This window comes from Arthrobacter burdickii (assembly GCF_030433645.1).
GTDB classification, from domain to species: Bacteria; Actinomycetota; Actinomycetes; order Actinomycetales; family Micrococcaceae; genus Arthrobacter_D; species Arthrobacter_D burdickii.
In genome coordinates this window covers 420374-432958 of the sequence record NZ_JAROCG010000001.1, presented here as the reverse complement: position 1 = coordinate 432958, position 12585 = coordinate 420374, and the positions used below count along the sequence as shown (strand labels likewise).

Here is a 12585-nt window from a genome sequence, read left to right as displayed (position 1 = left end):
GGTGCAGGCAGCACGTCAGGCACCCGCTATCCGACGCCTGATGCCGCACGGGCAACCCTAGATAGGGCGCGCAGTCGCGCCGGTGCGTTGGAACCGTACTTTCCCACCGACGACGGTCGTCTGCACCTCGAGATTGCGCAGTTCATGCGGGGCGATCGAGAAGGGGTCCTCGTTCAGCACGGCGAAGTCCGCAAGCATTCCAGGGCGTAACCGTCCGAGCTTCGCCTCCTGGCCCGCGGCGAAGGCGGGCCCGGACGTGAAACCCTCGAGCGCCTCGGTCAGGTCGAGTCGCTGCTCCGGTTCCCACCCTGTGGGCGGTTCACCGTGTTCGTTCTGTCGAGTGAGAGCGGCGTGCAGACCGTAGGCAGGATTCGGGCTCTCGACCGGGGCGTCCGAACCGAAGGCGAGGGTGGCTCCCGTGTCGCGGAGCGCGCGCCACGCATAGTTGGCCAGCGGGCGACCGTGCAGCATCGCTTCCGAAAGGGGGATGTCCGACGTGCAGTGCGTAGGTTGCATCGAGGGGATCACGCCGAGCTCCACGAAGCGGGCCACATCGGACGGCAACAGGTGCTGTGCGTGCTCGATGCGATGGCGTAGACCGCGATCGCGGGTGATGGGCAGCAGTTCGGCATAGGCGTTCAGCACGAGGTGGTTGGCGCGGTCTCCGATCGCATGTGTTGCCACGGCTATGCCGGCGCGGGCGGCCTTGCCCATGAGGTGCACGAGATCGCGGTAGGGAATCACCTCGATGCCGTGATTGTGTTGTTCGCCGGGGAAAGGCTCGCTCATGAGCGCGGTATGCGAGCCGAGGGCACCATCGCTGAACAGCTTGAGCGCGCCGGTGGTGAACCAGTCATCACCCTGCCCGGTGTACCGGCCCTCGGCGATTGCACCGTCGAGATAGTTCATGGGAATCGACTTGTGCACGCGGAGCTTCAGCTCACCCGCCCCGTGCAGGCGCAGGTAGGCGTCGCGGCTGTCCTCCGCATCCATGTCGTGGAGGCCGGTGAGCCCGAGCGACAGGAAGTGCTCCTGGGCCGCGCGAAGCTGGGACACCAGATCTCCGGAGAGCTCGGAGTTCATGAGATCGCGCAGAGGCTGGCGGGCAGACTCGCGGAGGATCCCGGTGGGTTCGCCCCGCTCGTCACGGACGATCTCGCCACCGATCGGATCTGGCGTCGCCGCCGTGACATCGATGGCCCGGAGAGCGAGGCTGTTGGCCCAGATCGTGTGACCGTCGATACTGGGCAGCGCGACGGGACGGTCCGGGCACACGCTGTCCAGGCTGTGGCGGTCGGGTTGCAACGGGACCGTCCAGGTGTTGAAGTCCCACCGTCCACCGAAAAGCCACTGGCCCGGTGCGAGAGTCTCGGCATGCCGACGAACGCGCTCGACGGCTTCCTCGAGATCAGTAACGCCGCGGAGGTCGACGGTGGTCCTGTCCCTCGCGAAAGTGGCGGAGTGGATGTGGGCATCGATGAGGCCGGGGATCACCGAGCGGCCCTCGAGGTCGAACTCTTCGACAGGACCGGTGAGGGATCTCCTCACCGCCCGGTCATCGCCGATCGCGACGATGACGCCGTCTTCCGCCAGCAGCGTGTCGGCGGGAACGGCTGCTCGGTCCAGGGTGTGGATGCGGCCGCGGCAGTAGAGCGTTGCTGCCATGCAGGTAGTCCTTCAGTGGATTCGCGGGGAGATCGGCGTGGACGCGTGCAACGTTAACCGATAGTTGCCGAGAAACACATAGGCCGGTCGTGCCGGCCCTGAATCACCGGACGTGAGTTGTTGTGCTCAGGCAAGCGTCTGTATAGGCTTCTGCTACTTCTCCTGCGGGGCAACGATGCCTACGCATTTTCTGGGCCGCGCGTCATCTGTCGGTGGAGTGTTCCCCAGTTCTGGACGGCCTGTTTCTCTACGGCGCACAGTCCAGGACGAATGCAGAATGAGCTCGAAGGAGTGCCCACGTGATCCGGAAAATCATGGCCACCACCGCCGTTGGCCTTGCCACGATCCTGACGGCTGCGGGTTGCAGTTCATCCCCCAGCACTGACACCGTCGAGAGTGACGTAGAGGCAGAACCCACCTATGGCAACTGCGAAGTGACGGGCGAATTCGGATCTGATCCCATCACGGAGCCGACCACCGCTGACACCTTCACCGTCGAGAACAGCTTGCCCTCGCCCGGCTGGTGGAATGGCGACAAGCCCGCCAACATCAAGGACGGCTACGAGTACTGCATGGCAGCGAACATCGCCTACCGCGGTGGCCTTTCGAAGCTCGACGTGAAGACCGTCTCCTTCGCCTCGATCGTGGCCGGGCAGACCAAGGATTTCGACCTCGCCCTGGTCACGATCTCCATCACGCCGGAGCGTGAGAAGGCCGTCGAATTCACGCCACCGTACTTCTCCGGGGACGTCGGTGTGCTCACCAAGGAGGGCAATGAAGTAACGAGCGAGTCGATCAAGGAGTCGACCGTCGGTGTTCAGCTCAGCACTGTGGGCCAAAGCTTTGCGATCGACAAGCTCGGCATCGCCGAAGGTTCCCTCAAGGTCTTCCCCGACACCGGCAGCATGACCACGGCTCTCGCCTCGGGCCAGGTCGACGTCGTCCTCAACGACACCGCTCAGGCACTCACTGTCGCCAGCGCTTCCAACGGTCTTCTCGAGGTCGTCGGCCAGTTCAGCACGGGCGAGAGCTACGGCGGTGTGTACCCTGAGGGCGCACCGAACAAGGAGGCGATCGACAAGATCATCACCGATCTGATCGACGACGGGACGCTGAAGGATCTCGCGGCAACCTACCTTGCTCCGGTATTCGGCAGCGATCCGACCGACGTGCCCTACCTGGACGTTCCTCAGTGATCCGACCGACGTGCCTACCCGGAAGTCCGTGAATGACTTCTGAACTCGACGGAGCGGGCGGCGTCCTCACCCGCGAGCCGATCCGCTTGCGGATCGCACCTACCAGACATCTGATCAGTTCCGCCCTGCTCGTCGCTGTGCTCTGCGCAGTGACGGGCGGGGCCCTGATCTCCGCCATCTGGGCTCCGGGTTCCCCCGTCATCCTCGGTTTTCAACTGGGACTCACGGTGGTCATCGCGGCCGGCCTGATCCTGGTGATCATCCCGCTCATCGGTGCGATCCAGGCGTCCCGCGTGAAGAACCCGGCCGATCGGGTCGAACGACGGACGAAGTCCGCGAGGTCCCGCCAGCGGGCCGCCGTGAGCATGGGTGTGGCCGCCGCAGTCCTCGTGGTGATGGGGGTGATCTACTTCCTGATCGTCAACGACGCCTCGGTGCAGAAGACCTTCCTGCAGCCCGACCTCATGATCCTGAGCTTTCCGGACATCCTCGCGGCATTCGGGCAGAACGTCTTCATCGCTCTCGTGGCCCAGGTGCTCGTACTCATCTGGGCGATGGTGATCGCCCTTCTGCGCATCTCGAAGACGGCCGCGATGAAGCCGCTGCGATCCCTCGCCACGCTCTATATCGACATCTTCCGGGGCCTGCCCGCGATCATCGTGATCTACCTCGTCGGATTCGGTCTATCGTTCACCCAGATTCCGGGCCTCAGCGATCTGAGCGCCACGTGGTACGCGATCATCGCACTCACCCTCACCTACGGTGCGTACACTGCAGAGGTCTACCGCTCGGGCCTCGAAAGCATTCATCCCAGCCAGGTCTACGCTGCACGGTCGCTGGGGTTCAGCTACCTGCAGACCATGCGTGTCGTGGTGGTACCTCAGGGCATCCGCCGGGTGATCCCGCCGCTCATGAACAACTTCATCTCGCTGCAGAAGGACACCGCGCTCGTGGGCATCATCGGTGCCGTGGACGCGTTCAACCAGTCGCAGATTTACGCCGGCAACCACTTCAACCTGTCGTCCGTGACCATCGTCGCAGTCTTCTTCCTCATCATCACGATCACCCAGGCGCGGTTGCTCGACCGCTACCTCGACCGACGAGAGCGCAAGCGAAGCGGAGCCTGATCATGGCATTCCTTGAGATAGAGAATCTGCACAAGAGCTATGGTGGGAACGCCGTGCTGCGCGGCATCGATCTCTCGGTCAACCAGCACGAGGTCCTGTGCCTCATCGGAGCATCGGGATCGGGCAAGTCGACCCTGCTGCGCTGTATCAACGCGCTGGAAACGATCGACGAGGGCGAGATCCGGCTCGACGGCGATGGCATCTCCGGCCCGGGCGTCGACGTGAACAAGCTGCGCGAGCACATCGGTATCGTGTTCCAGAACTTCAACCTCTTCCCGAACATGACGGTCCTGCGCAACATCGCCGTCGCGCCGGAGATGTTGCTGGGGTTGAGCCGTGACCAGGCGAATGAGCGTGCTCTCGGCCTGCTCGAGCGCATCGGATTGGCCGACAAGGCCAACGCGCATCCCGATCAACTATCGGGTGGGCAGCAGCAACGGGCGGCGATCGTGCGGTCCCTCGCGATGGAGCCGCGGATGCTCCTGCTCGACGAGATCACCTCTGCGCTCGATCCGGAGCTCGTCTCCGAAGTGCTGTCGCTCGTGCGTGAGCTCGCCGGCGATGGAATGACGATGCTTCTCGCAACGCACGAGATGAACTTCGCGCGGGAGGTCTCCAACCGTGTGTGCTTCCTGCACCAGGGTACGATCTGCGAGATCGGGACCCCGGAGCAGATTTTCACAGCACCGGAGCACCCCCGCACGCAGGAGTTCCTCCGCAGCATCATTGCGGCGGGCAGGCTGTAGTGGGGGCCGGGCCCGGGATGGACTGGAGTTGGCCGGGTGGGGCCAGGAGTGGATTTGCGCTCAGCTTCGACTTCGACGCCGAAGAAGTGTGGATCGGCTCCGACCCCGCGAACGCCGACCGTCCTGGAGTGCTCTCGCAGGGGACTTATGGCGCGAAAAGGGGCATCTACCTCGTCCTGGACCTCCTTGAGCGAAGGGACCTCAGAGCGACGTTCTTCGTGCCCGGCCGGGTCGCAGAACGCTACCCGGAGCAGGTATCACGCATCGTCGACGGCGGCCACGAGCTTGCACACCACGGGTACACCCACACGCATCCCGGTCGCTTCGGCCCCGGGGAGGAGGAGGCCGATTTCCGGCGTGCCTTCGACGTGCTGTCGGGCTTCGGGACACCCATCACAGGCTATCGTTCACCGGCCTTCGACTTCAGCCCGTCCACCATGGACATCATGGTGGCCCACGGCATCAGCTACTCCTCCTCGCTGATGGACGACGTATTCCCCTATCGGCATTCCAATGGGATCGTCGAGCTTCCGGTGCAGTGGATCCTCGACGATGCGCCGCATTTCTGGTTCGCGAACAGCAGTTGGGACAAGACCATCGCGGCTCCCTCCCAGGTGCTCGAGATCTGGCGGGAAGAGACCCGCGGCATCCACGACCTCGGCGGGCTCACCTCCTTGGCGCTGCACCCGCAGATCGTCGGGCGCCCCTCGCGGATCGCGATGCTCGATACCTATCTGCAGTTCGTGCAGGATCAGGGCGTTCACTTCGGTACCTGCAGCGAAATCGCGAGCCTGGTTCCATGACCGGTGGGACAGCGCTCGTCACGGGTGCTGCCCGCGGCATCGGTTATGCCATTGCGCAGCGGCTGGCGAAGGACGGGTGGGCGGTGATGCTGGGTGACCGCTCGGATGACGTCGAGAACGCGGCCGCGGCGCTTTCCCAAGAGAGCGGGAACGCGAGGGTCGCGGGAGCGCGCTGCGATGTGACTGACGAGGACGAGGTGGAGGCACTGGTGGCGTCCGTTGTGAACCGCTTCGGCGCACTCGACCTGCTCGTGGTCAACGCCGGTGTCGGCGGTGGTGCGGATCATCTCACCGAGCTGTCCACCGAGGCCTTCGATACCGTGATCGGCGTGAACCTTCGTGGTGCATTCCTCAGCGTCCGGGCGGCTGCGAAGGTCATGCGGCTGCAGGGGAGCGGCAGCATCGTGACGGTGAGTTCGGTGTACGCCCGGGTCCCGGTCGAGGGCAGCGCCGCCTACAGCGCTTCCAAAGCCGGCCTTATCGCGATGACGAAGACAGCGGCCCTGGAGCTTGCGCCGTTCGGTATCACCGTCAACGCCATAGCGCCCGGGTACATCGACACCCCCATGCGCTGGGATGCTCTCAGGAACCGCGCGAGGCTCGCCGGAACAACAGCCGAGGATCTCTATGCCGACGACGTCGCATCGGTTCCCCTGGGGCGCTATGGTACGGGCGCCGATGTGGCAGGGGCGGTGGCGTTCTTCGCGGGTAGTGACAGCAGATACGTCACGGCTCAGGTGCTCGAACTCACGGGCGGGCGGCCGCTGTGACGAAGGCTCCGACGACGTCGAGACACGCAGGATCCCGCGCCATCGTCACAGGCGCGGCGTCGGGGATCGGTGCCGCTTGCGTGGCCCAGTTGCGAGCCGAAGGTGCGGAAGTAGTGGGCTTCGACATGCAGCCCGGCGAGGGGATCACCGTAGTCGACGTCGCCGATGAAACGGCCGTCATCAGGGCCGTGGTGGAGGCCGAGCGGCAGCTGGGCGGCGCTCCTACCGTCCTCGTCTGTGCGGCCGGGATCTACCCGTGCGTGCCGCTGCTCGAGATGACAGGCGCGGCATGGCACCAGACCTTCGCCGTCAACGTCTCCGGAAGCATGTTCTGCGCTCGGGAGGCCGTGATCACCGCGAAGCGGGCCGGCACCGACCTCAGCATCGTGCTGTTCTCTTCGGTCGGGGCGTACCGCTCGGACTGGAGTGAACCGAGCGCTGCCTACTGCGCCACGAAGGCGGCTATCACGTCCCTCGCACGGTCGATGGCAGGCGAGTGGGCCCCGTTCGGCGTGCGCGTCAACGCGCTGGCTCCCGGCCTCATCGACACCCCGATGCTCAGGCGCACCGCCGATTCCGAGGCGGGAGCGGCGGCGATCCGCGATCGGATCCCGCTCGGACGCCTCGGCGCGGGAGAGGATGTCGCGAGGGTCGCGTGTTTTCTCACCTCCGATGAAGCCGCCTACATGACGGGTTCGACGGTGACCGTCGATGGCGGGTACCTCGTCAGATAACGGGGCAGCGATGCCACTCGAGCTCCTGGCCTGCTCCGGAACTCAGCCCGGGGCGGCACGAGTCGGCACTCGCTCTCCTTTGCACGTCCTGGAGCCGCTGGGAAGCAACGGGCGGTGACGGCGCAGACGACGACGGGGCGCCCGCTGCTGCGGACGCCCCGTCGTGCTGGGTTGGACAACCCTACTGGGTGATGTCCACCCGGTAGGTGCTCGTGGCCGAACCGTCCTCGCTCGTCACCGTGACCACTGCGGTCCGGTCGGCGCCCGAGGGCTGCGTCACGGACACCGTCGCGTACGGGTCAGCCGGAACGGCGGACACGGCCGGGAGCTTGCCCCGCGACGGCACCGAGTAGGAGGTCACGGCGGGATCGAAGCCGGCCACGGGCGTGCCGTCGACGCTGATCGACGCGAGCGCCGCATCCGACGATTCCGCAGGAACGGCCCCGAGGACCTCGATCTCGCTGACCACCACGTGCGTCTGCGAGCGGGCCGTCATCACCACGCGGACGGTCGACGCCGTCACACCGTCGAGTGGCAGGGTCACCGCCGGGGCGGGAGAGCCACCCGGGACGCTGACCGGACCGCCGGCATCGGTCCACGCACCATCCGCGCCCTGGACCTGCAGTTGCAGGGTCTGCGCGTAGCTGTCCGAGGATCCGTCGCGGAAGAAGTGTACGACGACGCCGCCGAGGGTCTGCGCCTCGCGCAGTTTCACGGTCAGGGTATCGGCGGCGTTCTTGGTGCCGGAGCGCCAGTTGGACCAGGCCTTGTCGCGGGTGTCGCCGTTGAACAGGCCGGCCGTGCCGTAGCCGGGCTCGGTGTAGGTGGCGCTCGCGGTGGTGCCGCCGTCGTCGGCCACGTTGTCCAGCGTGCCCGCGGTGACCTGGATGCGGACGGTCGCCGGGAGCGTGCCCCCGTTGCCGTCATCGGCCGTGCCCGCCAGCTCGTAGACACCGGGTGCCGGGTAGCGGACCGGGGTGCTCCAGGTGACCGGACGCTCGACCGTGCCGCCCTGGCTGCCCACGGCGATTACCGTGGCGGGCAGCTCGGGCAGGCCGTTGACCACGGCCTTCGCGCGGGCGGGCTGCGTGGAGACGAGGGTGTCCACGGTGAGCGTGAGTTCCGCGGGGAACTGCGTGCCGGTGACGTCGGTCGCGGTGCCCTTGACCTTGACGGTGCCGGGCTTCTTCCAGCGGTTCTCGTTCGGGATCTTCCACTCGACGGGGATGGTTCCGCGTGCGCCGTCGCGGTGGACCGGCGTCACCGTCTTCGGCAACACCGGTGCGGTGCCGGGGACGGTGAATGCGGTGGCGTCCTGCACGGAGAGCACGGTCTCGTCGATCAGCGTCCAGCGCTGGTTGGCACCGGAATTGGCGAGATAGAGAGTCACGGGAGCTCCCTCGGAGGTCTTCCCGCCGCCCACCTCGAGCAGCAGGCCGGTCTCGGCGTTCACGAACGTGTACGTGCCGTCACCGGTGGTCGAAGCGATCCAGGCCGCGCGTGGGTCGGCTCCGACGGGAGCGACGACGGCGGCGCCGCCTGCGTCCGCGAGTTGCGAGGCGCCGTCGAGCGTCGTGATCGAATAGCGCTCGCGGTGGGTGTTGTCCTCGCCCAGGCTGGTGAAGCGGAACAGCTGGCCGGCGTCGGCGGGGTCACTCGCGCTGATGACGGCGGTGCCGCCGGTCGGCTCGATCGACTTGCCGCTCTGCACGCCCTGCAGCCGGTACACGTGGCCGTCCTGGAGAGCCGCCGCGTCCTCGGCGACGCCGGAGACGCCCTCGACCACGAAGGTCGTGACGGACTGGGCGGGCGCGGTGACGACGGCGGAGCCGCCCTCGATCGCGACCGGTGCACCCTCCACGAGGGCACCATTGACGTCGCTGACCACGGGGGTCACGGTCGCACCGGGCGCGACGGATCCGAACTTCGAGAAGTCGAGGACCACGGGCTTGGCGTCGGTGGACTCGTTGATGTGGACGACGGCGGCACCGCTGTCGGTGATCGCGGCGGTGGTGTCGTCGTCGTTCACCTGCACCAGGCGGTCGCCGGGCTGGATGTAGTGCGTGTAGTTCCGCACGGTGTTGAACTTGGTGTTCGTGTAGATGGGGCAGCTCTCGAGCGTGTCCGCATCAGTGCAGTCGAACGGCATCTGGATGCTGCCCCAGTTGGCGCCGGCCGCGCTCTCGCCACCGGGCTTCATGTTGTCGTAGTCCTCGACGGGCTGCCAGAACACCCAGGCACTGGGCTCGAGCTCGCGGAGGTCGTCCGTGATGCGCTTGGCCATGCCGAGGCCCGGCTCCATGCTGGTGAAGCTCTGGCCGTTGCCCCAGGAGCCCTCGACCTCGCTCATCCAGAGGGGCTTGTCCTCGCCCTTGGCGATGTCCCTCACCGTGGTTCGCTGGCCGGTGCCGTAGGTATGGACGTTGAGCTGGTCCACGAGGTCGCGGACCTCTGCCGGATAGCTGTTCCAGTTGGTGGCGAAGGTGCCGGGGTTGGTCTCGTCCATCGCGGAGATCGTCGCGTCCGTGCTGGAGGCGTCGAGCTTCGGAGCGAGGTTCTTCAGGACCTGCTGCTGGAGCTGCGGGCTGATGTGCGCGCCCTCCTGGCGTCCGCCGACGGGCTGTCCGCCAGCATCCAGGCGCGTGCCCCAGTAGTTGGTGTTCGGCTCGTTGAACGGGTCCAGCGTGTCCACGGTGATGCCGTGGGCGTCCTCGAGCTCCTCGACCACGCGGACCAGGTACGCGGTGAAGTCGTCGATGCTCTCGGTCTTGAGCTGGTCCTTGTTCGCGTCGAAGCCGCCGGAGACGTAGCCGCTGACGGTCTGGAACCAGGGCGGCGAGTTGCTGAACGCCTCCCAGTGGGTGATGTCCTGCTTGATGCGGTCGATCCACCAGCGCTGCGTCGCATCCGCCTCGAGGTTCCAGTCGGCGGGATCCTCGGGGTCGAACCAGTCCGTGTCCGCGCGCGTGGTGCCCTCGGGGGCGTTCCACCAGCCCTCGACGGCGCCGCCCGGGCGCAGGTAGTCCTTCACGTCGGGTGCGTTGCCCCCGCCGATGTTGTAGCGGGCGATGTTGAGGTTGAGGCCCTCGGGCCCGAACACCAGCTCCGCGAGGCGGTTCCGGATCTCGTCGGGGTAGTCGCCCGTCGCGTTCGCGAACCACACGAGGCTCGTGCCCCAGCCCTCGAACTCGTCGCCCTGATAGGAGGGGTCGGGCGTGAGGGTCAGGGCGCCCTCCGGGACGGCCGGCGGTGCGGGCGGGGCCGGGGGCGCGGCCTGCGCCGCACCCCCGATCAGGGAGGCGGCTGCCAGGACGGCGGCCACCCCCGTGGCTGCGGCCTGAGTGGCGCGCCTGGATCGATTCGTCATTGAACGTGTTCCTTCCAGCAAGGGTGTGTACTGCGGTGGACCTAGGTGGTGCGCGAGGCCTTCCTCGTGAGGACGGCGACCGAGCGGGGAGCCAGCTTGGACTCCTCACCCGTGAGGGTGTCGCCGTCGACGCCCGTGATGTCCACGGGCTCGTCGGTGCGGTTGATGAGGAAGACGTAGTCGGCGTCGTCGTCGGTGCGCAGCACCTGCTCGACGGCGCCGCGGAGTTCGGCGGGCAGCTCACTGGTGACCCCGGCGCGGGTTGCGAGGTCCGCGAGGACGGGCTCGAGGCCCTGCGCGCCGAGGCGCGCGCCCACATAGGCGGCGCTGCCGGAGCCGACCTGCCGTCGCGTGACGGCCGCATCTCCGGCGTGCTCCCCGGTGGTGTACCGGGTGAGGACCTCGACGTCGGCGCGCGGCAGGACGCGGTCGGCCCAGCCCGTGGCGGTGGTGCCGTTGTCCAGGGAGACGTCCTCGCCGTCGAGCAGGGGGCCGAACTCGTCGATGCGCACGCCGAGCAGGTCCGCGAGGGCGCCGGGGTAGCCGCCGAGCCAGATGTGGTCGTTCTCGTCGGTGATGCCGCTGAAGTAGCTCGCCACGAAGTGCCCGCCGCCGGTCACGTAGTCCTCGAGCCGCGCCTTCAGAGCGGCCGGGACGGTGTGCAGGATGGGCGCGACGACGAGGCCGTAGCCTGCGAGGTCGGTGGCGGAGGGGACGACGTCGGCGCGGATGCCGAGGGCGAGGAACGCCGAGTACCAGTCGAGGGCCTCCTGCTTGTAGCGCAGGCGGTCGGACGGGTGGGAGTCCTGCTCGGAGGCCCACCAGGAGTCCCAGTCGAAGAGGATCGCGGCGGGTGCCGCGCTGCGGCGGGAACCGACGACGTCCGACAGCGAGGCGAGTTCCCGGCCGAGGTCGACGACGCCGCGGAAGATCGGGCTGTCCTCACCGGCGTGGGGGACCATCGCGGAGTGGAACTTCTCGGCGCCGGCCTTGGATTGCCGCCACTGGAAGAAGCAGACGGCGTCGGCGCCGTGGGCCACGTGGGTGAGCGAATCCCGGCGCAGTGCCCCGGACTTCTTCGGTGTGTTGACGGGCTGCCAGTTCACCGCGCTGGTGGAGTGCTCCATGAGGAACCAGGGCTTCCCGCCGGCGATGTTGCCGGTGAGGTTCGCGGAGAAGGAGAGCTCGTCGACGGCCTGCGGGCCGGGGACGAAGTAGTGGTCGTTGGCGACGAAGTCCAGCTCGGCGGCCCAGTCGGCGTAGTCCATGCCCTTGGTCTCGCCCATGACCATGAAGTTGGTGGTGATGGGGATGTCCGGGGTGATGCTGCGCAGGATGTCGCGTTCCTCGCGGAGGTACTGCTTGAGGGCGTCCGAGGAGAAGCGCTTGAAGTCGAGCTGCTGCGTGGGGTTGGGGTGCGAGGCGGCCTGGCGCGGGGGCAGGATCTGCTCGAACCGGGTGTAGCGCTGGGACCAGAAGTCGGTGCCCCAGGCGTCGTTGAGGGCGTCGATGCTGCCGTAGCGGTCGGTGAGCCAGGTGCGGAAGGCGCGGGCGGCGTCGTCGGAGTAGTCGTAGATGTTGTGGCAGCCGAGCTCGTTGGAGATGTGCCAGGCGCAGACCGCGGGGTGGTCCCTGTAGCGCTCGGCCATCCGAGCGACCAGCTTCAGGGCGTGCTCCCGGAAGACGGGGCTGGTGGGGCGCCAGTGCTGGCGGGCGCCGGGCCAGAGGGTGCCGCCGTCCTGCGTGACGGGGAGGATCTCGGGGTGCTCGGTGGCGAGCCACGGCGGCGGAGATGCGGTCGCGGTGGCAAGGTCGACGGCGATGCCGTTGGCGTGCAGGAGGTCGATGACCTCATCGAGCCATGCGAAGTTCCAGGTGTCCCGCTCGGGCTGCAGGCGGGCCCAGGAGAAGATCGCGAGGGACACAACGTTCACGCCGGCCTCGCGCATGAGGCGCACGTCCTCGTCCCACGTCTCGCGCGGCCACTGCTCGGGGTTGTAGTCGGCACCGAACGCCATGCGCTTGCGGGTCGGCTCGGACGGCCAGCGCAGCCAGCGGTGGGAAGTGGGTGTTGACACGGTGGAGCTCCTTGGGGCGTTTCGTAAGGCATCGGTGATGCTCCGCCGACCTCCGGGTGAGGGAGAGACGGCGGGAAAAGTGGAACGGGCCGGGCGGGT

Annotated in this window: 9 protein-coding genes; 6 read left to right on the top strand and 3 right to left on the bottom strand. The window is 67.2% G+C overall.

Annotated elements, in window-relative coordinates:
* Window positions 1–57: 57 nt before the first annotated feature.
* Entirely contained in the window at window positions 58–1665 is a 1608-nt protein-coding gene (locus P5G52_RS02010) for an amidohydrolase (RefSeq protein WP_301224314.1), read from the bottom strand.
* A 299-nt stretch (window positions 1666–1964) separates the two neighbouring features.
* Here P5G52_RS02010 and P5G52_RS02005 point away from each other — a divergent pair, with 299 nt between their 5' ends.
* Genes P5G52_RS02005 through P5G52_RS01980 form a run of 6 tightly spaced genes read left to right on the top strand, consistent with a single transcriptional unit; the run spans window position 1965 to window position 7041 of the window.
* Window positions 1965–2861: an ABC transporter substrate-binding protein gene (locus P5G52_RS02005; protein ID WP_301224313.1), complete on the top strand. Its 897-nt coding sequence runs from the start codon at window positions 1965–1967 to the stop codon at window positions 2859–2861.
* Between the two features lie 32 nt (window positions 2862–2893).
* Complete coding sequence (locus tag P5G52_RS02000; RefSeq protein ID WP_301224312.1) at window positions 2894–3988, top strand: amino acid ABC transporter permease; 1095 nt, start codon at window positions 2894–2896, stop codon at window positions 3986–3988.
* Between the two features lie 2 nt (window positions 3989–3990).
* Window positions 3991–4734, top strand: coding sequence for an amino acid ABC transporter ATP-binding protein (locus P5G52_RS01995; protein WP_301224311.1), 744 nt, complete (start codon window positions 3991–3993; stop codon window positions 4732–4734).
* 17 nt (window positions 4735–4751) lie between these two features.
* Window positions 4752–5537, top strand: a complete 786-nt coding sequence (locus P5G52_RS01990) for a polysaccharide deacetylase family protein (protein WP_301224310.1) — start codon at window positions 4752–4754, stop codon at window positions 5535–5537.
* Complete coding sequence (locus tag P5G52_RS01985; RefSeq protein ID WP_301224309.1) at window positions 5534–6307, top strand: SDR family NAD(P)-dependent oxidoreductase; 774 nt, start codon at window positions 5534–5536, stop codon at window positions 6305–6307. Before P5G52_RS01990 ends, P5G52_RS01985 begins: the two co-directional genes overlap by 4 nt.
* Window positions 6304–7041 carry an SDR family NAD(P)-dependent oxidoreductase gene (locus P5G52_RS01980; RefSeq protein ID WP_301224308.1) on the top strand — a complete coding sequence of 246 codons (738 nt, stop codon included), beginning with the start codon at window positions 6304–6306 and terminating at the stop codon, window positions 7039–7041. Before P5G52_RS01985 ends, P5G52_RS01980 begins: the two co-directional genes overlap by 4 nt.
* 181 nt (window positions 7042–7222) lie before the next feature.
* On the opposite strand, the gene P5G52_RS01975 is transcribed toward P5G52_RS01980, so the two are convergent.
* The gene (locus P5G52_RS01975) at window positions 7223–10408 is read right to left on the bottom strand and encodes an RICIN domain-containing protein (protein WP_301224307.1); all 3186 of its coding nucleotides are present in this window, start codon (window positions 10406–10408) and stop codon (window positions 7223–7225) included.
* A gap of 41 nt (window positions 10409–10449) precedes the next feature.
* On the bottom strand, window positions 10450–12486 hold the full coding sequence (locus P5G52_RS01970; RefSeq protein ID WP_301224306.1) for a beta-galactosidase: 2037 nt from the start codon (window positions 12484–12486) through the stop codon (window positions 10450–10452).
* Window positions 12487–12585 lie beyond the last annotated feature (99 nt).